20 protein-coding genes and 3 pseudogenes are annotated in these 24,147 nt (G+C 40.9%); 10 read left to right on the forward strand and 13 right to left on the reverse strand.

From position 1 onward, the window contains the following. Positions 1-45 precede the first annotated feature (45 nt). From lgt to B2866_RS05345, 6 genes are all read left to right on the forward strand, one after another. A complete protein-coding gene (lgt, locus tag B2866_RS05320; protein WP_296191344.1) occupies positions 46-930 on the forward strand; it encodes a prolipoprotein diacylglyceryl transferase in 885 nt (294 codons plus the stop codon). Positions 931-1,072: 142 nt separating this feature from the next. Further along, on the forward strand, positions 1,073-1,717 hold the full coding sequence (gene thyA, locus B2866_RS05325; protein ID WP_296191346.1) for a thymidylate synthase: 645 nt from the start codon (positions 1,073-1,075) through the stop codon (positions 1,715-1,717). 42 nt (positions 1,718-1,759) lie between these two features. Continuing rightward, entirely contained in the window at positions 1,760-2,995 is a 1,236-nt protein-coding gene (locus tag B2866_RS05330; protein ID WP_109592138.1) for a tyrosine-type recombinase/integrase, read from the forward strand. Beyond that, positions 2,992-5,445 carry a site-specific integrase gene (locus B2866_RS05335; RefSeq protein ID WP_109592140.1) on the forward strand — a complete coding sequence of 818 codons (2,454 nt, stop codon included), beginning with the start codon at positions 2,992-2,994 and terminating at the stop codon, positions 5,443-5,445. The genes B2866_RS05330 and B2866_RS05335 overlap by 4 nt, the downstream gene beginning before the upstream one ends. Then, positions 5,445-7,553 carry a site-specific integrase gene (locus tag B2866_RS05340; RefSeq protein ID WP_296191352.1) on the forward strand — a complete coding sequence of 703 codons (2,109 nt, stop codon included), beginning with the start codon at positions 5,445-5,447 and terminating at the stop codon, positions 7,551-7,553. The genes B2866_RS05335 and B2866_RS05340 overlap by 1 nt, the downstream gene beginning before the upstream one ends. Beyond that, a complete protein-coding gene (locus B2866_RS05345) occupies positions 7,550-8,062 on the forward strand; it encodes a hypothetical protein (protein WP_109592144.1) in 513 nt (170 codons plus the stop codon). The genes B2866_RS05340 and B2866_RS05345 overlap by 4 nt, the downstream gene beginning before the upstream one ends. A gap of 171 nt (positions 8,063-8,233) precedes the next feature. Here the strand turns inward: B2866_RS05345 and B2866_RS05350 are convergent, their stop codons facing one another. Together B2866_RS05350 and B2866_RS05355 are read right to left on the reverse strand one after the other, a co-directional pair. After that, complete coding sequence (locus tag B2866_RS05350; RefSeq protein WP_036600623.1) at positions 8,234-9,085, reverse strand: thymidylate synthase; 852 nt, start codon at positions 9,083-9,085, stop codon at positions 8,234-8,236. Positions 9,086-9,323: 238 nt separating this feature from the next. Continuing rightward, positions 9,324-9,707: a winged helix-turn-helix transcriptional regulator gene (locus B2866_RS05355; RefSeq protein ID WP_095570550.1), complete on the reverse strand. Its 384-nt coding sequence runs from the start codon at positions 9,705-9,707 to the stop codon at positions 9,324-9,326. Positions 9,708-9,793: 86 nt separating this feature from the next. Here B2866_RS05355 and B2866_RS05360 point away from each other — a divergent pair, with 86 nt between their 5' ends. Together B2866_RS05360 and B2866_RS05365 are read left to right on the forward strand one after the other, a co-directional pair. Then, entirely contained in the window at positions 9,794-10,555 is a 762-nt protein-coding gene (locus B2866_RS05360; protein WP_407691884.1) for an NADPH-dependent F420 reductase, read from the forward strand. 138 nt (positions 10,556-10,693) lie between these two features. Next, positions 10,694-11,683, forward strand: coding sequence for a zinc-dependent alcohol dehydrogenase family protein (locus B2866_RS05365; RefSeq protein WP_109592148.1), 990 nt, complete (start codon positions 10,694-10,696; stop codon positions 11,681-11,683). 180 nt (positions 11,684-11,863) lie between these two features. Here B2866_RS05365 and B2866_RS05370 read toward each other — a convergent pair whose 3' ends face one another. The 7 genes and pseudogenes from B2866_RS05370 to B2866_RS05400 all read right to left on the reverse strand — a co-directional run bounded on the left by B2866_RS05370 (position 11,864) and on the right by B2866_RS05400 (position 17,516). After that, positions 11,864-12,310, reverse strand: a complete 447-nt coding sequence (locus B2866_RS05370; protein WP_102076270.1) for a MerR family transcriptional regulator — start codon at positions 12,308-12,310, stop codon at positions 11,864-11,866. A 159-nt stretch (positions 12,311-12,469) separates the two neighbouring features. Next, positions 12,470-13,780 (reverse strand): arsenic transporter, encoded by a 1,311-nt coding sequence (locus B2866_RS05375; protein WP_109592150.1) that lies wholly within the window; start codon positions 13,778-13,780, stop codon positions 12,470-12,472. Between the two features lie 58 nt (positions 13,781-13,838). Continuing rightward, on the reverse strand, positions 13,839-14,594 hold the full coding sequence (gene arsH, locus B2866_RS05380) for an arsenical resistance protein ArsH (protein ID WP_227678594.1): 756 nt from the start codon (positions 14,592-14,594) through the stop codon (positions 13,839-13,841). Positions 14,595-14,645: 51 nt separating this feature from the next. Then, positions 14,646-14,978: pseudogene (gene arsC, locus B2866_RS05385) on the reverse strand (arsenate reductase (glutaredoxin)); the annotation flags it as partial. Positions 14,979-15,030: 52 nt separating this feature from the next. After that, positions 15,031-15,390 (reverse strand): ArsR/SmtB family transcription factor, encoded by a 360-nt coding sequence (locus tag B2866_RS05390; RefSeq protein WP_102076267.1) that lies wholly within the window; start codon positions 15,388-15,390, stop codon positions 15,031-15,033. A 100-nt stretch (positions 15,391-15,490) separates the two neighbouring features. Beyond that, complete coding sequence (locus B2866_RS05395) at positions 15,491-16,552, reverse strand: ArsO family NAD(P)H-dependent flavin-containing monooxygenase (RefSeq protein WP_109592152.1); 1,062 nt, start codon at positions 16,550-16,552, stop codon at positions 15,491-15,493. Then, positions 16,542-17,516, reverse strand: coding sequence for a VOC family protein (locus B2866_RS05400; RefSeq protein WP_211317073.1), 975 nt, complete (start codon positions 17,514-17,516; stop codon positions 16,542-16,544). The genes B2866_RS05395 and B2866_RS05400 overlap by 11 nt, the downstream gene beginning before the upstream one ends. A gap of 326 nt (positions 17,517-17,842) precedes the next feature. Between B2866_RS05400 and B2866_RS05405 the strand changes: the two genes are divergently transcribed. After that, positions 17,843-18,673, forward strand: coding sequence for a cation transporter (locus B2866_RS05405; RefSeq protein ID WP_087814222.1), 831 nt, complete (start codon positions 17,843-17,845; stop codon positions 18,671-18,673). Positions 18,674-19,271: 598 nt separating this feature from the next. Here B2866_RS05405 and B2866_RS05410 read toward each other — a convergent pair. After that, complete coding sequence (locus tag B2866_RS05410; protein WP_058023639.1) at positions 19,272-20,336, reverse strand: 2,3-butanediol dehydrogenase; 1,065 nt, start codon at positions 20,334-20,336, stop codon at positions 19,272-19,274. Positions 20,337-20,608: 272 nt separating this feature from the next. Between B2866_RS05410 and B2866_RS05415 the strand changes: the two are divergent. Beyond that, positions 20,609-21,717 (forward strand): annotated as a pseudogene (locus B2866_RS05415) (IS3 family transposase). Here the strand turns inward: B2866_RS05415 and B2866_RS05420 are convergent. The 3 genes and pseudogenes from B2866_RS05420 to B2866_RS05430 all read right to left on the reverse strand — a co-directional run. After that, positions 21,718-22,449 (reverse strand): IS1 family transposase, encoded by a 732-nt coding sequence (locus B2866_RS05420; protein WP_109592153.1) that lies wholly within the window; start codon positions 22,447-22,449, stop codon positions 21,718-21,720. It abuts the pseudogene before it with no gap. A gap of 238 nt (positions 22,450-22,687) precedes the next feature. Beyond that, positions 22,688-23,380 (reverse strand): VIT1/CCC1 transporter family protein, encoded by a 693-nt coding sequence (locus tag B2866_RS05425; protein WP_296191376.1) that lies wholly within the window; start codon positions 23,378-23,380, stop codon positions 22,688-22,690. Positions 23,381-23,877: 497 nt separating this feature from the next. After that, positions 23,878-24,147: pseudogene (locus B2866_RS05430) on the reverse strand (Mg2+ transporter-C, MgtC family protein); the annotation flags it as partial.

Below are 24,147 nucleotides of genomic sequence, written 5' to 3' on the forward strand. Positions count from 1 at the left end.
TTGCTATTATGGGCCACATTCCATTATCAATAATATGATGCCTTTATGATGATTCATCCTCAGTTCGACCCCGTAGCGCTGTCCTTGGGGCCAGTAGAAGTGCACTGGTATGGTTTAATGTACTTATTGGCATTTGCCGCTGCTTATGGCCTTGCATGGTATCGCAGCTCCAAACGCGATAACTGGACCACCGACATGGTGTCTGACTTGGTCTTTTTTGGTGCCCTTGGGGTGATTTTGGGCGGCCGTATTGGCTATGTATTGTTTTATCAATTTGGCGAGCTTTTGCAAAATCCCGCTTATCTTTTCAAGGTATGGGAAGGCGGTATGTCTTTTCACGGCGGCATGATTGGTGTTTTGTTAGGCATGTTGTATTTTGCCCGCAAATATAAAAAGCCCCCTTTTCAAGTACTCGATTTTATTATTCCTTGTGTACCAACGGGTCTGCTGTTTGGTCGTATCGGCAACTATATCAACGGTGAGCTATGGGGCCGCGTCTCAGACGGTGGCTACAATTGGCTGACTTACTTTCCGCAAGCCGCAGCATTTGATGCGCAGCAATTACAAACCAACCCTGAGTTGCAAGCATTGATGCTAGAGGTCAATGGGCAGTATTTATTGCCGCGTCACCCATCACAGCTCTACGAAGCCTTTGCTGAAGGTCTGCTGCTCTTTATCTTTTTGTGGTGGTATTCCTCAAAACCGCGTCCTCGTATGGCGGTCTCGGCTATCTTTTTATTAGGCTACGGTCTCAGCCGCTTTATTATCGAGTTTTTCCGTCAGCCCGATGCCGACCAAGGCTTTATTTTACTGGGCTGGATGACCAAAGGCCAAATACTGAGCGCGCCAATGATTATTATTGGTCTCATCATGCTGATTTACGCTTATAAGCGTGGCATCTATGATTGGGGTAAGCAGTCGGCTTATTAAGCCTTATTTAGTATCCACTACCCTATTAAAGGCTATAGTGAGCATGATATTAAGAACCAGATTTTTAATAACGATGTTTTTAAAAACTGTATTTTAAGAAATAATTTAAAGAAACGTTTTAACAGCGTAAAAGAGTACCTTTATGACCAGTAATTACCATAACAGTAAAAATGAGCAAGCCTATTTAGACTTGCTAAAATATGTCATGACGAATGGCACTGAAAAAGGCGATCGTACTGGCACTGGTACGCTAAGCCACTTCGGTGCGCAGCTACGTTTTGACTTAGCCGATGGATTTCCCTTATTAACCACCAAAAAAGTCCATTTTAAATCTATCGTTTATGAGCTATTTTGGTTTTTAAGCGGTAGCACTCACGTCGATTATCTGCAAGAAAATAACGTGCGTATCTGGAATGAATGGGCGACCGCTGACCAAACCGCGCGCTTTAACCGTCCTGCTGGCGACTTGGGTCCCATTTATGGTCATCAATGGCGTAATTATGGCGCCACCAAGCGGGAAGACGGCAGCTATGAGAACGATGGCGTCGATCAAATCACTGACGTGATTGAACAAATAAAGACCAATCCTAATTCGCGCCGCTTAATCGTTTCTGGTTGGAATCCAAAGGAAGCCGAGCAAGTGGCTTTGCCACCTTGCCATACCTTATTTCAATTTTTCGTTGCGGACAATAAACTGTCCTGCCAGCTTTATCAGCGCTCAGCGGATTTATTTCTATTATACCCCCATAACAATAATGCACAATACGGAGTAATAGATCGTATATAATGCAATACATAATTTAGTCTATGTATTGAGATAGTGATTATTATGGATGTTAAAGTTTGTTCTGATGCAAAGTTAGATTTATCTAAGTCTTGTTTACTCAATGAGATTCCAAACTTATCATTGAACAAAACCGTAACAGTGAATGGTGTTGGAATATTTGACGATGATGGCAAGATCCTTCCTATTATTTCTGAGTATTTATCGTATCAATCTAAACATCAAATAATCTCCTACAAATCAGCAGTTACTTATGGTAGAAACCTAAGCTACTTCTTAAATTATATTCGTAGTCGTCCAGATTATGATGATAATGAATCTGATGAAGTGTTTATTACGATTCCAAAATACGTAATTCAAGAATACCTGACATTTTTAATTCGTGAAGATCATAAGAGCTCATCTACTGTTAGGAGTCGAGATGAGACAATACATGCCTTCATCCAATACCTTTGTAGCCCTACAGAAGACCGTGATAAGCTTAGACAAGACAACCCATATAGCGATGGCTTGCTATCAAAACCACCAAAGCGCACACCGATTAGCTCTTGCACACTTGATGACCTTTTCATATTGATTGAATTTACTGATTCAGAACGAGAAAGAGCTTTACTCCAGTTTCTGTACGACTCTGGCTTACGTCGTTCAGAACTACCTAGAGTTACCCTTCAGGACTTTAAAGATACTAGCAATTTTAGTTCTGAAAAATTTATTTCCTGCGATACTGATCAGCCTATTCATGCTGATTACGTGCCGTTGAAAGTTAAAGGAAGTAAAGGCCGTGGTAATCAAATTAAGCCTCGCTGGACTCTGCTTAGCTTAGCAACTATCAAACGTGTGCAGAAATATCATGCATCTCCCCTGTATAAAAAATACGCCCGTAAATATGTAGAGCCGTCTAAAACCCCAGCATTTTTTAATGCTAAAGGTACTCCCTATACGCCTAGTGCAATCAACAAATTGCTTGAACGTATAAGTGAACGTGCAATAAAGAAGGGTTGCCTTGATCGAAGCATCTCTCCTCACAAGTTAAGGCACGGAAATGCTTATGCAATATTGCAGTCAAATGATTTAGGTTCCGATTACTTAGATCGGCTCGTTATTGTGCAAAAAAACTTAGGGCACAACCATCTCCAGACTACACAGATATATACAAGTATCCCCCAAGATATCTATAACAGTATGTGTGATGAGAATGGTGACTTATTAACTAGGGCCGAGAAGATGAGGCGCTTATCTGAACAGACACAGTTAAGAATTGGCATTAAGGACATCAAATGAAAAACGGCGGAATAACTATTGAGAAGGTTCATGAGAGTTTTTCTGAGCTAAATATCGTAGATACAGACTTTAAGGGATTTGAAGAAAAACAACCGATTAATGTCGCCGAAGCAGCTGTCATAGAATGGGTATCAAAAACAGTTAAAGATATAGAAGAATTGTGGGAAATACCGATTAGTACGGCTAAAAACTCTTTAGGCTTTGGGGTGTCTGTCAAATATATACAAAATGCAGTAGGAATCTCATATCTTGCTGCATCTGAAAACAGAGAGCTTACATCTCCTATAATTAAGAAAATGACTGAAGAAGGAATTTTAGTAACTCTAGATGAAAAAAGCCAGGCTACTGGCCTCGAAAACCGAAGAAAACTTCTGAATTGGTATAGAAAGTTATCTGAAAAAGAAAAGCGTGAATTGCCTATTTTTGGCAATAAGATCTGTCTTAGTCGAATGTCTTCACAAAAATTACCTATAAAACAATATACTTTAAAGTTCAACGCTGTTAGAAGTGCTTTTGACTTAATCCATCATGATCTAGAAAAACTTGGGATCATTGATCCAAATTATAAAAGTGTTGTTGAGCGAACAAGCGAAGCGAATGTCAATAGAAAAAATTCCAGTGAAAGTCAGATAGACCGTTTTAATAGACTTGCATCAAGAGAATTAAATGCTACTAATGATTTTTTTATTCCTTCAAAGTTAGAACCTTTCATTCAGGTTGAGCAACTATTTGCTTCATACTGTAAGACTGTCGCCTCAGAATCAGGCAAGAGTAACTATAGAGCTGCGAGCACGTCGTTTATCAAGTTCTTATCAGATCTTCATGGAACTGTACCCTTAAATATCTTAATAGCTTTTGACCAGCATCTCCTGTCTAGATATCGGAAGCATTTGGAACAGAAGATAATAAAAGAAGAAATCTCAAGCCATTACGCAAATACAAACCTAAGTGCCGTACGTAAGGCCTTATATAGATTAAAACAAGTGTCCGATATAGACTACATTTTTTTTGATGTGGGTGGTTTTTCTGTAAGCAGAGAAACAGATATTAAAAAGCCGTTTACAATGAACGAGCGGCTTCAAATATTAGATGCTATTGAAAAAGGTATAGGAGAATCTAGAGCAATTCTAACTCCTTACAAAAAAAGTGGAGTCGGAAAAAACCCTCTGGATAAGAAAGGAGGTCGAATATACGGGCTTTCAACACTGGACAATGCAAGATGGCTTTTTGAAAACTGCTTAAAATGTAAGCCAGTCCATCATAATACAGCTAAATCAACTATCGAGAAATCTTTCTTGGCAATTATTGCCGATTCAGATAAAGGGTTGATAGAGGTATACAACGAATGGGGCGTTCCCCCAATGATAAATATAGACGTACTCATCCCTTACCTTTTAAGACTCGCCCAAATTACAGGACTAAATGCAGACTCCTTACTTTCACTTGATATTGATGATTACGTAGACTCTCATAAAGCAACATCAAAACCTTGCCTTAGATATTGGAAAGAGCGATCTGATGGTTATAAAGAGTACCACCTTGATCTTTTTAATGCAGAACTGACATGGCTTACATCATCTCAAGCTAAGTCGATAAAAGTTATTTTTGAAGAGTTGGACCAATTAACTGGTAGTTTTCGACAAGATATTGAAGATGATGCTTTTAAAGATAGGTTGTTCATCTATCAGTCGAATAGTACAAAAAAGCACGGCAGAGTATCTCCACTATTAGGAAACAAAGGAAAAAATGCAAAAGCATTGGGAGCTAGTTTATCTAGGTTTGTTAAAAAATATAATTTAAAAAATGATGAAGGAGACCCCCTAACTCTTACAATAAGTCGGTTTAGACCAACATTTGTTAGTGATATGCTTAGAAATGGCGTAACTGTACGTGAAATTCAGCTCATGTTGGGCCACTCCTCACTCCAAACAACTCTCGGTTATATAGATTCTCTAGATTTTAACTCCATGAGTAGAATGAAGATAAAAGATGAATTAGAAGAGATACATCAATCGACTCTGGATAAACAAGTTGAGAAAGTGCCAGAAGATATAAAGTCCAAAAAAAATGATGAGTTGGTAACAACCTTTCATACTCCTCTAGCTGAATGCAGAAATATTTTTGACCCGCCAAATTTTGTAAAAAACCTTTCATCCTACATACCTGGTACTCCATGCTCACAATATAATAAGTGCTTGAGCTGTGACAATGTCATTATTACAGCTAAAAACCTCCCTGAAATCTTTGCAATGAAGCGTGACTATACGCTTTTGACAGAGCACTCCCGTGTCATGGACACACCCTATGGGCATGTAATCTCAGAGAATTTAGAGCTGATAAAAGGCATCACAGAACCAGAACTATCTAATTTTTCCTTAGAAGAATTAGAAAATGGGCGGCGTTTAGCAGAATACATTGAAACGACCACACTAGTTGATGGAGTAATCTAATGGACTATGAAAAAAAGCTAAATGTATTAGTAGGTTTTGCAGAACATCGTTTATATATCTTAGATGCTCTAGACCATGCTACAGTTCAAAAGAAGAAACACCTTCAAAATAATTACACATATGACATAGCGTATGTGACGTACCTTATGGACAAACCTGTATCGAAATTATCAAAGTTTTCTGACATGTGTTGGAATTTTAATAACGACTATCCTAATGCTGCACAAAATGTCCAAGGTGCAAAGCTCCGCATTAATTTTTCAAAGCATACAGATATCCCAATATTCGTTTTAACAGAAATTAAAGTTATATTCGAGCTGGCTCTGCTAAACAATTCGATTTTCAAGCCGCAGGGAAAAGAGGGGAAAAGCCGAATAAAAAAATCATTAAAAGTGAACTCGTTGATTGCAATTTTCGAAAGAGGTTTAGCATTTATTAATGAAATATTTAAACAGGCATCTTATGAGTTAGGCTATGAGTTTGTTCAAGAAAAAGTTAGAACGCTCTCCGATATAACACCCGAACTGTATTCCAAAGCCGCTGAAAACTATGATCGTGTAAAAGATAGAGAACTAGATGAATTTTTTAAATATCTACGCAGTCCAGCTTCGGTTAAATATGTATTTGAAAAACCTATCGCTTATGTAGAGTTAAATAGCCTGAAATGGAAGAAGCTGGCGAATGCTGATAAAGACAAGAAAGGCCAAGTGTTACCAGACTTAGTCTTTGAATCTTTATCAAAGATTGCATCTTTTATTGTAGTAGATTTTTTGAGTGCTATAGGAGCTTCAGCAAAGATATCAGATCCTAACTCTTTAGAAAGATTTGATACAAGCAACTACGTATCATGGGCAAATAAAGAAAGAGTAACCCACGAAATTTTCAACGCCTATATTGCTATTAGATTAGGAACCAAAGGTTATCCTCCGAGTTTCGTTACAAATATAGTCGAACCTTATGATTGGATGCTTAACAAAGACTCTAATGTTATGGGTGGACTGACTTTACGTAAAGCATTGAAAAAACGTGGTTACAAGTTAGACGATCTTAGAGAATACTTTAACCTCGTAGCGTATGCATGCACATATTTAGTAGGCCAGTATACAGGTATGAGACCATCTGAACTATCAGAAATAAGAGTTAAAGATTGTTCGTGCTTAGTTCAAGATGATGGCGTTTGGCTTATTGAAAGTACCGTCAAGAAACATAAAGATGAAATTAGTACAGGTTTGTTTGACGACAGATGGGTAGCTATACCGATTGTTAAAGATGCAATATTAGCAGCATCGTATATTTCAAAAATTAAAGTTTCACCTTACTTAATTTCTAATGTAGATACTGTTAAACCAGGTAGCTCCCCTCAGTCGATGGCTAGTAATGGCATTACACATCAAATGAATAGTTTTATAGGCCAACTGTTAGGCAAAAACATTGCTGATGAACTGAAGTTCAATCCCTACATGCTAAGACACACATTAACATATCAATTGTTTAAGGCTGAAGTTGGATTGCCTCTTATATCGTTTCAATTGAAACATTTTGTAGAGAGTATCTCTAAGTACACATCTGCTGGCGCCACCTCGTCAGTTACGTTAGGCTACGGTGATATAGGTGAGATGCTGTCAAAAGACGGTAACCGAAAAGGTGATACGAAATCACTGCGCCGAGCAGCTGAATTAGATGCTATTAAGACTGCCCATAATCCAAATGGTACATATTATGGTGGTAAAGCGAGTGAGCATAAAAAAGGTCTGATCAAGACGTTTAGTGGATATATGGCTGAAGGATACACAGAGGATGAGATTTATGAGGCTATGGTAGATCAAGGGGTTGCCATGGTCTATATGGGACAAGGGCTTTGCTATGGTGGTAGAGCAGAAGAGTATGACTCAAGCCTACCATGTATTGGTTCACTACGTTGTAACCCAGCTCGATGCAAACAAGCCGTTGTAACTACCAAGCATGCTCCTAAATGGCGTGAAGTTTACATGTTAAATAAGAACAACCTCAATAAACCAGAATATTTGGAGTCTCGTGAGCAAATTCTAGCAGCAATGAACGAGGCCAAAATGGTATTGGAAAATCTTGGTGAGGCAATCGAACTATGAGTAATGAAGCTTATGATCAAAAAAATAATGATGACTATGAAGCAATAACTTCTGCTCTAAATATTGCCCTAATAGATCTTCAAAATAACAAAAAACTAAAACCCACTATAGCGCAACTTTCGAAGATGACTGGTATTCATCGAAATACTATTACAAACCGTGGTTGGCCTGTCCAAAAGCTAAATCAGCTCAAAGATATCAGAAAAGCTGAAGAGAAATCGCGTAAAGAAAAAAAAGCTATAGATAACGCTGATGTTAAGAATGCGCTTGAAGCAAAAATGATTCAAGCACAAAATGAGGTTATCTACTGGTTTAATGAATATCAAGATATAAAAAGAGTCGCTCAACACTCAGATAAACGGTTACAAAAAATGAGAGAGTCACGAGATTATTATAAAACACAATCTGATACAGATAAAAGGTCGTTATTAGAAGCTAGACAGGAGATTAAAAAACTGAGACAAATGTTAGCTTTAAAAGATGCAACACCGAACCAGCTGATGCACTAATCTATCGAAAACTACCTATGCTATAAAAAGTATAAACTTAATTTCCTTGTACTTAAAAGCTAGCAAGAGCTTAGCTAACAAATATATACCTTATAGCATAAATCACATATATTAATACTTTATGCCTAACAGAAATTTATCATCTTTCTTAACTTTTAATTTATATTTGTATCAAACTGAGAATGGATACGCGATAGACTCATGATACTGATACCCTTCCACTTCAAAATCGTCCAATGTTACCCATGTCTCAATATCTTCGAGAGACTTAATTTCAGGGTTAATGTGAAGTTTAGGGGCTGGATACGGTTCGCGTTTTAATTGCACGTCACGCATTAATTGTAATTGATCTTCATAAATATGTGCATTTACGATCTTATGATAAGCTTTTCCGGCCTCGTGGCCCGTAATTTGAGCCATGAGAGCTAGTAAGGTAAACACTTGAATCTGATTAAAATTTTGACCTAATGGTACATCACATGAACGTTGTGATGAAGTCAAATAAAGCTTGCCACCTAACAACGAAAATGTATGAGTATGCATACAAGGACGTAAACATCCCATATGAAACTCACCTGGATTGTAGAAGGTTAGAATTTCACCTCGGTCATCAATACCGTTTCGCAAGTTATCATAGATCTTATGAAGCTGGTCAAACTCCTCTCCTACTGAATTACGCCACCTGCGCCCCTGTACACCATAAACTCGGCCCATATCATCCTTACCTTTACGATAAGGATTAGCTAACCAAGCTTCATTTTCATTGGCATTAGCGTTCCATGTATTACATCCAATAGCTCGAAACTGAGCTGCGCTATCATAACCACGTAGATACCCTAATAATTCTGCGATAGCTGCTTTCCAATAACTCTTTCGAGTAGTTACTAAGGGAAACTCATTAGCTCCTACATTGTAGTTTAAATCAGCATTAATAACGGTTAAGCAGCGTTTTCCAGTCCGTTCATTCTCGACCCATACACCCTCATCAACTATACGTTGACATAAATCTAGATACTGTTTCATTCAATAACCTTAGTTGGACTACAAACTTATCTCAAAAGGTGATTTTTGTTGAACTGCGTGGACAATACATTTTACCTTTTGATTTCATTGAGCATTATAAAGTTTCAAGGCTCAATTGTACAAACCTGTTCGTAACAACTAATTGTCTTAATAACTTATCAACAGGCTATGCCCCAATGGATCCAATGAAACCGAATCATTCTATCTAAAACCATTTACCATGATGTACCTTTATACGTTAACTCCTTTCTTTTTTGTCTTCTTGAATAAGTTGTTCACGTCGTAAGAATGCCCAATCGATCAAAGCCTCCATTGACGGTCCCAAAGCGATACCCATTTTAGTCAAATGATACTCAACCTTAGGTGGCACTTGCGGGTAAACCGTTCGCTCTACAATACCATCTTTCTCAAGTTGCTTAAGTTGTTGGATCAGCATTTTTTGATTTATGTCATCTATACGTCGCTCAAGCTCAGAGAAACGTAGGGGGCATTTTGCTGCAAACAGTTGACAGATAATCACCATTTTCCATTTCCCTTCTAGGACTCTAAGTGTCTCACTCGTTGCCGCAGCCCAAATAAGCTGTTGTTTCGGATCTTCGCAATGCCAATCTCGTTCACTCATATACTTACCTTTTGGTGTGTACCATACTTTTTGGTAGGTTCTTGTTATTTAGTAAGTTTAAGTATATCTTAATTAGCAAATCAATAGTGAGGCATTTATCTATGAAAATTGGAATTATTGGCACCGGTCATATTGGAAAAACATTAGTAATAAGATTAAGTGAAGCGGGTCATCAGGTAAAAGTAGCCAATTCACGAGGTCCACAATCTATCGAAGCTGATTTGCTGATAAATGGAGCGCAGCCTGCAACGACTGAGGAAGCAGTAGCAGATGCCGATGTCGTTATATTGTCTATCCCACTAATGCGGATTCCAGATATCGCACCTCTCATTAGAAAACTTCCAGCTAAAACAATCGTTGTCGATACTTCGAATTACTATCCTCTTCGAGATGATCGAATAGAAAGTATTGATGAGGGTCAAGTTGAAAGTTTGTGGGTAACAGAGATATTAGGTAGGTCAGTAGTCAAGGCATGGAATGCTATTGGTTCCCATTCTTTCGCCGAAAAATCATCTCCCGTCAATAGCGTTGATCGCATTGCGATTCCTGTTGCTGCTGATAATGAGGAACATAAAGAGATCGGAATGATGCTTGTTCAACAAACGGGATTCGATGCAAGATATTCTGGAACGCTTGCAGAGTCGTGGAGACAACAGCCTGGCTCACCATCTTATTGTACTGACTTGACTTATGAGGAGCTTGGTTCTGCACTTTCAATGGCAGAAAAAAAACGCCTCCCTAAAAGAAGAGATATATCTGTCGAAGCTATCTCTGAGCGAATGGGCGATAGTAAGACAAATCCTGATGCTGACTATGCTGTACGTTTAAGTCGTGCCCTATTTATGTAAAATATTACTCTATGGATAGAAGCTAAATGCTTTAACAGAGATCGGATATTGCCTGAACACCATGCCTATTATGGCGAGCACCTAATTCTCAAATTGTAACCCAATAATTATTTCCATTTATCAATAGGAACAAATCTTATGTCCAAAATCATTCGTTTTCACCGAACTGGCGGTCCTGACGTTCTTCAAATCGATAATGTCGACGTCGCTGCTCCCAAAACCAAAGAGGTTCAGATACGTGTGAAAGCCCTTGGTATTAATCGTGCCGAAATTATGTATCGAACTGGACAGTACGTCATTGAGCCGCAGTTTCCCGCTGTTTTAGGCTATGAAGCAGCTGGTATTGTTGAAGCCGTCGGGCCGGACGTGACCGAGTTTGTGGTTGGCGATATAGTCAGTGTGGTGCCCGCTTTTTCGTTTGCTGACTACGGTCTTTATGGCGAGTTGGTTAATGCGCCCGCGCATGCGGTGGTTAAGCATCCAGAAAATCTGTCCTTTATCGAGGCTGCGGCAACGTGGATGATGTTTGTTACTGCCTACGGCGCCTTGATCGAATTTGGTAAGCTTGAAGCGGGCGAAACCGTACTGATCGGGGCAGCCTCAAGCAGCGTGGGACTAGCCGCAATCCAGATTGCGAATATGGTTGGAGCGACACCGATAGCCTTGACGCGCAGCAGCAAGAAAAGACAGGCATTGCTTGACGCCGGAGCTGTGCACGTGATTGCAACGCAAGAGCAAGATCTGATTAGCGAGGTAATGGCGCTCACTGACGGCAAAGGTGCACGCATGGCGTTCGATCCTGTGGGAGGTCCCGATGCTGGGAAAATTCTTCAAACGCTGTCCATGCAAGGAATCTTCTTTCAGTACGGTGCACTGGATAACCGCGATATTCCCGTTCCGGTCATGGATATATTGAGCAAGCACTTAACGCTGCGTGGCTATGAGCTTTTTGAAATTACTGGCGATCTGGACAAGCTGGAACAGGCAAAGAATTTCATCAATCATGGCCTTGCCAATGGCGAGCTGCGTCCTATTATTAATCGGACATTCGCTTTTGAAGAGATGGCGGAAGCTCACAGCTATATGGAATCCAACACACAGGTTGGCAAAATTGTTGTGACGCTATAGGAAATTTCTAGAGGCATACCTCAAGGGAACTAGTCAGGTGCTTTCACTGGTTCGGTTCCCTAGTGAGGACTTGAATGCTAAGCTGCGGGCTAATGTTATCAACGTTTTAAATCGCTGAAATATTCACAGTGTACTTCATGGTGTACTTAACATACATATTCTATTCATGATCGGTGCGATTCAGGTTAAGCAGAGCTGCGCCGCTATTCGCTTTTCCCATTCAGATTTAGAAATGAAGCCGATATTGTCTGACTTTATTTCTTCTAGAATAATATAATAAGCACTAAGCCGGTTAATAGTATTGATGATCTCAGTTTTTTGACGTTTCGCTTCAGTAAGTTTTTTGGAAATAGTAATTAAATCTTTATCAATATTGAGAGTGCCATTGAAATGATCATTTAGGTGTCTTTTAAATTCATTAAGAGTAAAACCGATAGCTTGTGCGCCTTTAATCATTTTAATACGCTCAATACATTCAGGATGAAATTCGGTGTATAGGCGTGATCCTGCTTGGCGTTTTCGAGATTTCAGTAGCCCCATCTCATCGTAATGACGAATAGTATCTTTGGTTGTGTTAGCTTGGGCTGCTAAAGCTCCTATTAATAAGAATGATGTATCAGATTCCATACCATATACCTTAAAAATATAATTTTTATCTAGTTTTAAATAATTATACCTAAATAGAACCAGTAAGAACTGATTTCTGACATCCAACGTCATAAACTCTGTTGTGGGAACATGATCGGTGCGCTATACAGGCACCGTACTATAAGAATGACCGCTTACTTAAACACTGGGTAACATAGGCAACCAAAATACTAAAGCTAAAAGCGTTACGAGTAGTACTGGCGGTGTTATGAATAAGCCAATCTTCATATACTGACCCCAGCTGATTTTATAATCCTTTTCCGCCAGTACATGTAACCATAACAAGGTTGCTAAGCTACCAATTGGGGTGAATTTTGGCCCTAAATCATTACCAATAATATTGGAATAAATCATCAACTCGCGCGTTGCAGCGGGAACTTGGGCGCTATCAATCGCCAGCGCTCCTATAAGCGTTGACGGCATATTATTCATGACTGAGGCGATGATAGCTGATAGAAAGCCTGTTCCGACCGTCGCAATGACGTTACCTTGCTGTCCTAACCAGTTTAGTATTTGCGCGCCATATGCCGTGAGTCCTGCGTTACCCAAGCCATAAACCACTAAATACATACCGATTGAAAACAACACGATTTGCCATGGCGCTTTGCGTAGGACATGGGTCACGGAAAGCTTGGTACCACGACCACCTTGCCACCAGCGGCCTGCGATTGCTATTAGCACTAGTGCTGCGATACTAGTCACCAACGAAATCACTAGTCCCAATGACTCAGTGGCAAAATAAGCGATGAGTAATAAGGCCAATACTGGGAAGGCCGCTCGGAAAACCAAAGGGTCTTTGATAGCAGATTGCGGTGAGCTTAGACTATCCATTGAATAATGCTTCGGAATATGTCGCGCATAGACAAGCCATAATATCAGTAGCGTTGAGATAACAGATACGATATTCACTGGCACCATGACTGCTGCATAGCGACCAAAACCAATATCAAAATAATTAGCGCTAACGATGTTGACTAGATTAGACGTTACTAATGGCAGACTTGCGGTATCGGCAATAAAGCCAGTAGCGATGATAAAGGCTAAAGCTGATTTGGGTGCAAAATCAAGGCGCAGCAAAATGGCAATGACAATAGGAGTAAGCAATAACGCCGCCCCATCATTAGCAAAAAAGGCAGCAATGAATGCGCCTAAAATAACAATCATGGGAAACAGTCGCCGACCTTGACCATTACCTAATCTTGCAACATGCAATGCTGCCCAGCCAAAAAATCCAGCCTCATCTAATATCAATGAGATGATGATAAGCGCGACAAAGGTAAAGGTGGCATCCCAGACGATATTCCAGACGATAGCCACATCTGATAATTGCACCACCCCTAGAAGCAGGGCAACTACTGCGCCGCCCATTGCACTCCAACCGATACCCAGTCCTTTTGGCTGCCATATGACTAAAGTCAAAGTGACAATAAAAATCGCTAATGCGAGCATAAAGGTGCCTTAATAAAACAATGGTATTAGAGAAGGTTAACGTTAGATACGCTTGAGTTTAGAGTGATTTTTGATTTACACGCTGTGATACTTCCTCACGACTCTCTACGCGCTCAGAATAACGATCGGTTAGATAAGTGGAGCGACCACGTGTGAGCCACGTAAACTTCACTAATTCCTCACACACATCAACGATACGCTGATATAAAGGCGAATTAAGCATACGATTATTGTCATCAAACTCTAAAAAAGCTTTCGGAACAGACGACTGATTGGGTATGGTAATCATACGCATCCAGCGCCCCAAGATACGCAGCTGATTGACGGTATTAAAGCTCTGACTGCCGCCACTGACCTGCATCACTGCAAGCGTCTTACCTTGAGTCGGTCGAACGCCACCTAATGACAGTGGAATCCAATCAATCTGCGCTTTCATGATGCTAGTGATACTGCCATGGCGCTCAGGGCTAACCCATAGCATGCCCTCAGACCACGCTGCTAGCTCACGTAACTCTTGTACTTTCGGATGATTAGCATCAGTACTATCAGGCAATGGTAAACCCGTAGGATCAAAGGTACGCACCTCGCAACCATACCAACGCAATATCCGACTCGCTTCTTCACTTGCTAATTTAGAGAACGAGCGTTCACGTAAAGAGCCGTATAGCACCAATATTCTTGGTGGATGACGGGGATCATTTGCACCAATCAGAGCATCAATATCAATCGGCTGCAGCTCTACTGCATCTATATTTGGTAACTCCGTTAAATCGACAGAGAGGTCTAGACTGTTGTCTTTAGTAGATTGGACGATTTCGCCATCTTCTTTGGTAAAACGACTCACTGGATGGTGCAATAGCTCAAATACCCGCTCTGAAGGTCGGCATAATGCTGCGCCTTTATCAGTCACCACAATAGGACGGTTTATCAAAATAGGATGCGCCATCATTGCATCAATAAGCTTATCATCAGACAATACAAGGTCGTCTAAACCTAACTCATCATAAGGCGTACCTTTACGGCGTAGAAGCTCACGCGGTGAAAGTTTCATCAATCCTAACAGCTCAATCAAATATTCACGAGTAGGCGGTGTTTTGAGGTATTCAATGACGTTCGGTTGCTCGCCTGAAGCCTTCATGATGGCCAAGGTATTGCGAGACGTACCACAATTAGGGTTGTGAAAAATGATAGGTGTCATAACGACCTTTTTATAGTGTTAGAAGGGTTTGTATTCTTAAAAGAATAGTAGCTTAGCTGTTGGGTTTGTCGGATGGGTTGATATCGCAGGCACTCAAGCTGTCCAAAAGAGAGCCACATAACTCTGGGTGACCTGCACAGCAGTCTTTTAACAAGAATTGAATGACATCTTCGACATGCGTAAGAGACGCACGATAAATAATCTGGCGGCTTTGTCGTTGTGAGCTTACCCATCCTGCCCGGGCAAGCACGGCTAAATGAGCCGACATCGTATTATGTGGCACACCAAGATTGCGAGCGATTTCACCAGCAGGCAGACCATCAGGCTCATGACTAACCAAAAGTCTAAAAGCTTTTAATCGAGTTTCTTGAGAGAGCGCAGCAAAGCTGGCAGTAGCATTTATTATTTCCATAAGTCCAATAATATAGACATATAAAAATAAATCAAGATATTTTATGAGGTCTTCATAAACTGGCTTTCTCAAGCTATAACTGTCTAAATCGAGTTGAGTATTAAGAAACCCCTTGCACAAAATCAATCAAAGCGGGAGTATTTTCTCTAGCACTACGTCCAGCACCAATTAAAGTAGCTGAACCTGGACTTGCCCAATCACCATAGCCAAATAGCCATAAACGAGGCTCTTTTATAGATTGGCCTTGTTTTACTTCTACCTTACCATCATCCTCTAGCACACCCAAATTGGCTATATGGTCAAGCTCTGGTTTGAACCCAGTGCACCAGATCACCGCATCGATTTGTTCCTCACGTCCATCGTTCCACACGACACCTTGCTCAGTAAATCGGCTAAACATAGACACCGCTTTTAAAATACCTTTATCACGAGCCGCTTTCACTGGAGGCACCATAACAATGTCACCAATTCCGCCCACCGGTGCATCTCCATTATTACCCATAATCCGAGCCGTAGCTCTCTCAAATAATACGCGACCATCGACATCATCTGCTAAAAATAATGGCGGCTCACGCGTGACCCAGCTTACATCGGCAACCTCAGCTAGCTCAGCATAAATTTGCGCGCCAGAATTGCCGCCACCGACTACCAGTATCCGCTTGCCTTTATACGTCTCAATACCCGCATAGTTTGCAGAATGACACTGCTCACCGCGATACATCTCTTGACCCTCAAGCGTTGGTATAACGCTATGACTCCATGTACCTGTCGTATTAACCACTGCTTTAGCCAACCAAGTAAATTTTCCATCCGTCACTCGCAAACAGTTGTGTTCACTATCTCGTTGTACATTGGTCACCTGATATGGTCGATACACAGGCAGCTGGTAGTGCTGCTCATAATCAGCAAGATAACTGAGCACCTCATCTCGATGCGGGTATTCATTATCTTTAGCCTTTGGCATGAGCCTACCAGGTAATGAGCTCATTACTGCTGGAGAAAACAACCTTAGTGATGGCCAAGTATGACGCCACGCTCCACCACTTTGGATTTGATTATCGAGGATAATAAAATCAAGCTTAGCACGTCTCAGGTAATACCCTACCGCCAAACCTGCTTGACCGCCGCCAATTACTATCACGTCAAATATCTTAGTTGACATCACTATCCTCAGTATCAGTTCCTGCTACTAAAAAAGTAGGCTGCTCATTTTGGGGTTTTGTTAAAATCTCTGTATCTGTTAGACGTGCATAAATCTCGATTAGATTACCATCAGGGTCTTTTAGCCATAATTCATGTAACGGTGTGCCTTTCCAAGTGGTTCTCGGTGGTTTAAAAACAGTTAAGCCAGCATCTTTTGCGCTAAAAAAAGCATCAATAACTTCTTGCTGGTTATTCACATTTACCCCTAAATGATAAAGCGTGTCATGATTAAGCTCTTTACCATCAGAGACGACCAGAACCATATTCAAGTTTAGGTCTGGGCGAATAAAGGTCGCATATCGATGGGTCCACTCTTTTGGCCACGTGTTTAATAACCAGCTATAAAACGCCGTACTCTTCGCTAAATCATTGACTCGAATACTAGTATGAGACTCTATAGAATCGATACCAGATGGCATTTTTATTAGCTCCGCCAATACTAAAATTCGTTGTCGCAACTGATCTCTCACCATTCTAAAACGCTCAAGTGCTTCGTCTGACGAACTTGAACCAATTGCAGGATCGATTAGCGGCCAGTGCAGCCGTTGAACATCTCTTGAAAAAATAGGACAGACCTCTTCAGCACACAGAGTTATAACAGCATCTACAAGGTGGGTGTCTAGCTCCTCAACTGCTTTGGCATGTTGTTGACTGATATCAATACCTAACTCTGCCATCACCTTAATGGCATAAGGATTAAGGTTAGATGGTATAGATCCAGCGCTCGTAACCTGGATGCTTTCTGGCAGATAATATCTGGCCAATCCTTCAGCGATTTGGCTTCGGGCCGAATTAGCGACACAAAGAAATAGGATGTTTTTCATAGTAAGCCCTGTAAATACACACGATTGATTTGCTTGCTTTGATAAACATGCGACATATGCTTGATAATATAAATTATCTATACCAATCAGATGGTTCATCAGGATTCTAATGAACAAATCACATAAACATTTTCATCGAACTTTTTTTAAAAGTATAGTATTAATTGTTTCTATATGTCTAATAATATAGACATAATGAGATAAATCAAGACTATCCTGACATTAGCTTTAAGTTGTCCGTCAATTCTAGCTCGATATATTTAGGATTTACTATGATATAGCCTGTAAGCTTTTAATTGAAATAGCTAGCTCATGTATAACTGTTTACGATGCACTTTAGGGTATAGCTTTTGAAACCATTTTTCTTTATATTGTCACTTAGACAGGCTGGGCATTTGAACCACCACCCGGATATAAATGTAGCTATGAATAAAACAACTTTTAAAATATCGAAGATGGACTGCCCTTCGGAGGAAAACCTAATCCGAATGAAATTAGAGGGCCACTCGAATATTGAACATCTTGAGTTCGACATTCCTAACCGTCAATTAACTGTGTTTCATCATGACAATATAGAAGGGATAGAGACTGCTATTCATGACCTAAAATTAGGAGACACCCTACTCTCGACCGAAACCATTGACCCCTCTGATCCCAACAATAATTTTAAAATTGATGCTGACTCTAGTCACAAAAAAGATGCTGAGCAAAGAAAGCTACTATGGATAGTGCTGGTCATTAACTTTGCTTTCTTTATTATTGAAATGAGCACGGGACTGATTTCTCGTTCGATGGGGTTGGTCGCCGACAGCTTAGATATGTTAGCAGATAGCTTCGTGTACGGAATTAGCTTATTTGCGGTCGGTGGAACGGTCATTAAGAAAAAACGGATTGCTAGAATTGCCGGATATTTTCAAATTACGCTAGCGATTCTTGGTTTTTTAGAAGTACTAAGACGTTTCTTTGGCAATGAGCAGTTACCTGACTTTTCTACCATGATAGTCATATCGATTCTTGCGCTAATTGCAAACTCGATTTGCCTCTATTTACTACAAAAATCGAAAAGCAAAGAAGAAGCCCATATGCAAGCCAGTATGATTTTCACTTCAAACGATGTGATTATCAATTTAGGGGTAATTGTTGCAGGGATTTTGGTTAATTGGTTACACTCTAGTACGCCTGATTTGATTATTGGTAGCATCGTATTTGCTTTAGTTATTCAGGGCGCCTTTAGAATATTGAAGTTGAGTAAGTAGCTTAATTAAACCGCTAAGTGTAAAGTAACTGGGTTTGAAGCAAATAAACATCATAAGGATATGAGACCTCAAGCAATGATTGAACAAACTTTAAATCTAGTCACCACCAAAGACCATCAGCAAGTTGCCGTTTGGCGAATAATAGATGATGAAGTCTTTGATAAGAATCTGGGAGACCTTCCTAAATTTTGTGTAAGTATTTAATCTAAACGTCAGTTACACAGAATCTGGGATGGTCTCTTCAAGTCCTCACTAGCGCACCGATCATAGATAGAATATCTATGGTAAGTACATCATGAAGTACACTGTGGCTATCTCAGCAAGTTGAAACCTTAATACCATTAGCTCACAGCCAAAGATTCAAGTCCTCACTAGGGAACCGAACCAGTGAAAGCACTTGACTGGTTCGCTAGGGTATACCCTAAAAAACTTCCGCCAGTTGTCTGATTAAAATCTCCCAAGTTTAAGTGTACGGGATTGACAGCAGGGATCAGTGTGTCTAAGGCTTCCTAGGTAGATTTGGGCAACTTGAGGTTTGGTAAATTCTAACGTACGGATTAAAACCACCTAGCTAGCCGGATATCCCTTGCCTTACTATTTACAGGTTCGGGTTCACAATAATTTTCACTGCTGATTCATTGTTGTGAATTAAAGTCTCAAAGCCTTTAGCAATCAAGTCATCCAATTTGATACGTTGAGTAATAAAGGGCTCAAGGTTCACTAAGCCATCTTCGACCAATTTGATGGTTTCTTGATGATTGTTTACATAACCAATAGTCCCACGTACATCGAGCTCCTTCATGACTACGCTATGTACATTTACGGAAGCTGGGTGGCTCCAGATAGAGACAATCACAACCACACCAGTAGGTTTAGTAAGTTCAACCAGCGAGTCCAATACCTTATTGACGCTGGTGCATTCAAAAGCCACGTCCACACCGCGGTTATCCGTAAGCATCATGACTTCTTCAGTCAAATCTACTTCAGTCGGATCTAAAATGTAATCGGCAATCCCACTTTCTTTAGCCTTCTCTTTGCGCTTGGTACTCAATTCAGTGAGAATGACGGTAATGCCTTTGGCTTTTAAAACTGCCGCCAATAACAATCCAATCGGACCACCGCCACCGACCAAAGCAACATCACCTGCTTTGGCGCCACTGCGCACAAAAGCATGATAGCCAACGGCTAACGGTTCAATCAAGGCTGCTTGATCTAATGGTATTTTATTAGAGATAGGATGTACCCAGCGGCGCTTGACCGCAATTTTTTCAGACAAACCACCACCGCGACCACCAAGACCAATGAAGTTCATATCTTTTGATAAGTGATAATTCTCACCAGGCGCGGTAGAAACATCATCAGCGATAATATATGGTTCAACCACGACATGCTGACCGATCTCAATATCATCAACACCCTCACCAATAGCATAAACGACGCCTGAGAATTCATGACCCATAGTGATTGGGGCAGACTCTCCTGAGATTGGGTGAGGATGACCGCAAGGGGGAATAAAAATAGGACCTTCCATAAACTCATGCAAGTCGGTACCACAGATGCCACACCAAGCGACATCGATTCCAACGGTACCCGACTCTACAGTAGGCTCTGGAATATCTTCAATACGAATATCGCCTTTGTCATAAAAACGTGCCGCTTTCATATAAATCTCCTTTGATTGTCATTAAAAAAATATTGGATGGTGCATCAAAAATTATGCTGGCATCAAACGTAGCCATAATGGATGATTGTAAATATTTGGCTGAGCAGATAAAAAATAGGCATAGATGCCCTAACCTCAAAATCATTATCCACTGCCAAAGCAAGATTGCAACCGTGAGCTACACACATATAAGCCTAAGAGAACGATATCAGATTTATGGCATTAAAAGGGCATAACATGGCAGTCAATTTGTAGTAGAAGCTGTCAAAAAGATAACAGACAACAATCGTAACTTGAGTGCAACTGTTCAGCAGCTCGAAATAGAGATGCAAACGCTCTCAAATTGGCATAACAAAGCCAATCAAGGCAAGCTTGTAGGAACAAAGCAGTATGACCCTGAACTTATGAGTGCGCTTGAAGAGGTAAAACGCCTAAAGCGACAGCTTAAAGTTGCCGAATAGGAGCGCGAGATCTTAAAAAAGGCGACGGCGTACTTCGCGAAAAACAGTTAGTAAAGTACGCCTTTATCAAAGACAACCAGCAAATCTTTAGCATCAGTAGGATGTGCCGCGTACTTAGCGTTAAACCATCGAGCTACTACGACTGGCTGAGTCGTGATATCAGCTGTCAGCAGGTACACCGTAATCAGTGCGAGCTACTAGTTAAAGCCGCTCATAGTGAGACTCATGAGCGCTATGGTGTTGAGCGTCTGCATGCAACGCTCACCGAGCAAGGGTATGATATTAGTCTATACATGGTCAGAAGCATCAAAGAGGAACACGGCATCAAATGCCGTCGTCATAAGCGCTTTAAAGTCACCACTGACTCTAATCATCACAAACTGGTCTATCCAAACGTGCTCGATCAGAAGTTTGACACCAATCGCCCTAACCAAGCATGGGTAAGCGATATTACTTATATCTGGACACATGAGGGCTGGTTGTATTTAGCGGGAGTCAAAGACTTATATACCAAAGAGCTGGTCGGTTACGCTATTAACAAACGCATGACCGCAGATTTGGTCTGTCGCGCATTGAACATGGCCATCAGGAATAAACGTCCAAACAAAGGGCTAATCGTTCACTCTGACAGAGGCAGCCAGTATTGCAGCCATGCCTACCACAAGATCGTTAAGCAGCATCAGTTTACAGGTTCAATGAGCGCTAAAGGTAATTGCTTCGACAATGCTCCAATAGAAAGCTTCTGGGGCATATTGAAGAATGAGTTGGTATATCATAAGGATTATAAAACTAGATTTGCCGCCATTACCGATATCATTAGATACATCGAGCTATATTACAACCAGACTAGGATTCAAAAGGGCTTGAGCTATAAATCGCCAAGACAGATGTGGTTTGATTATTATCGTCAAGCTGCGTAACTAAAATCTCCCAAGTTTATGTATACGGATTTGACGGCAGGGGTCATTGACATAGAAGAATACCAAATCAAACACCTTAAAGTGGTTATCAAACTTCTTTGAGAAGCAGCAGGTCTTTCGAACGGCTCGTCGCAATCGGTGCCTAAGGCGACAGTTATTACCTTCTATGCCTACCGTATGCTGCTTGCCGATTTGTTTCTTGTCAGGCTTGAATGCGGTTATAAAGCTATCCCAGTTATCCATGCTAATAGAGCCATAGCTGACTTTCAGTTGTTTAAGACGGGCTCTTAGCTTCTTAGCTGTTTTCAGGTCACGTTTGCCCCAGACATAAGCGACAATCTCATTGGTAGCGCGGTCATAAGCATAAATAAGCCAAACTTTACGCTTCTTGCGATACACGTAAGTCCAAAACTCATCAACCTCTAAGCGTTCATAATAGCGCTTCTTAGGCGCAATCTTATAAACAGATGAGCCTATGGTGCTAAGCACTTTACCAATGCTAACTGAGGCTATAATAGCAATGTCTCTGACGCCACAGCCTCTCACTGTCATTAGCCGTATTTTATCTTCTATTCTAGAGTGACAGCCGTTATAAGTTAGGGCATGATCGCCAATAAACTGGCGTTTGCAGTCCTTACATTGATAGTTCTGCTTGCCATAGCTTTTTTTGCCGTGTATCGAAAAACTGGGACTGTGACAGTCGGGGCAATTGATCTGTATTTGTGTCTTCATAACCTCAAATATATCATCTTGCTTTGGCTGTCACCCTCCTTTCATCTCCTCAGCATACTTTCTGACACACCACCACTTTTTGAATACCTTAATAGGTCTTTACTTACAAACGCGCGCTGATACAGACGTATCGTTCTAGGATGCGTTACGAAAAAGTAATGAGCGCTAAAAATAAACTGGGCTCTAAACCGTTCTAGTCATTTGAAAATAAAACTGTCATACTTTTAAATTGAATCTGCTACACCCCAAGTAATCGCCCAATAAGTGATGTTGCGACCATGGCCAATACACCCCACACGACGACGCGAGTGACAGCAGGGAGAGTGGGTGCACCGCCCAAGCGCGCCGATACCATGCCAAGTAGGACTAAGCCGACTATGGTCAGCGCGGCCAATGACCAAACAAGGATCTGGGCTGGAAACACCAAGATGCCGATGACAGGAAATATGGCACCAGTACTAAAGGCCAATGCGGAGGCAATGGAAGCTTGCAGGGGCTTTGCTTGACTGATTTCAGTTAGCCCTATCTCGTCACGAGAATGAGCCTCAAGTGCATCGTGCTCAGTTAAGGCGACAGCAACTTGGTGTGCTAAGTCTTGATCAAGTCCACGCTGCTTATAAATTGTTGTCAGCTCGACAAGCTCCCGCTCAGGATTATGCGCCAGCTCGTAAAGCTCTTTTTTTAAATCAGCCTTTTCAGTATCTGCTTGTGAGGACACAGAGATATACTCACCAGCCGCCATCGATAAAGCCCCTGCAGTCAGTGACGCCAATCCTGTCAGTAATAAGGTTTGGCTGCTCGCGTTTGCGGCGGCAACACCAACCAGTAAACTGGCGGTAGAAATGAGTCCATCATTGGCGCCAAGTACCGCTGCTCTGAGCCATTGACTCCGGTTACTTAGGTGCGGCTCATCGTGAATAGAGTATGACATAGACATCCTCAAAAAATACGGTGGTGTTCTAAAAAGTATGCTGGCGATAAAATCAATAAGAAATCTATGCTAAGTTCTCTGATTCTATAGGGCTTTCAAGGCTTCAAGAATTGTTCAAATTTTAATCAAGTTAAAGATTCAGTTCCGAATTTGAGAGCGATATTAGAGATCAGTTAACCTATACAATCTGCACTATAACTTATTAGGTAGTGGATCCCTCAATATTATAGTGCTCGAAATATTATTAATATCTATAATTACTATGGGTTTATTTAAATCTTATGAGTCGAGAAAGCTCTATATGCTACTATTTATATAGTGTAGAAGACTGAGGTATGAAGTTTACTTTCCTTAGGTGACGTTGTTAATATCGGGGTTTCTTTAAACCGGGACTGTGACAGTCGGGGCAGCTGATATCTACTCAAATATATCATCTTGCCTCGGCTGTCACCCTCCTTTATTCCCCAGCATACTTTCTGACACACCACCGAGTTTTTTTAATTATTTGTCATAGTATATATCAAGATAATTAAAACAATCATATGAATAATTTGGATTGGAACAAAAGCAAGTGCGTATTGAAAACCACCCGTAATTGCCGCATTAATTGATTTAGAAATTGCATGTGTCGCTAAACCCAATAATAAGGCGAGCAATAAAATAGGGTTAGTTGGGTTCCCTTGCATGACTACAGCAGCCATTGCTGCATGCACCTCAAACATAGAACTCAGTACGGTTCCTGCGATAAGACCGGCGTCACCCAGCCA

It is taken from the genome of Psychrobacter sp. UBA3483 (genome assembly GCF_002377905.1).
GTDB lineage: Bacteria > Pseudomonadota > Gammaproteobacteria > Pseudomonadales > Moraxellaceae > Psychrobacter.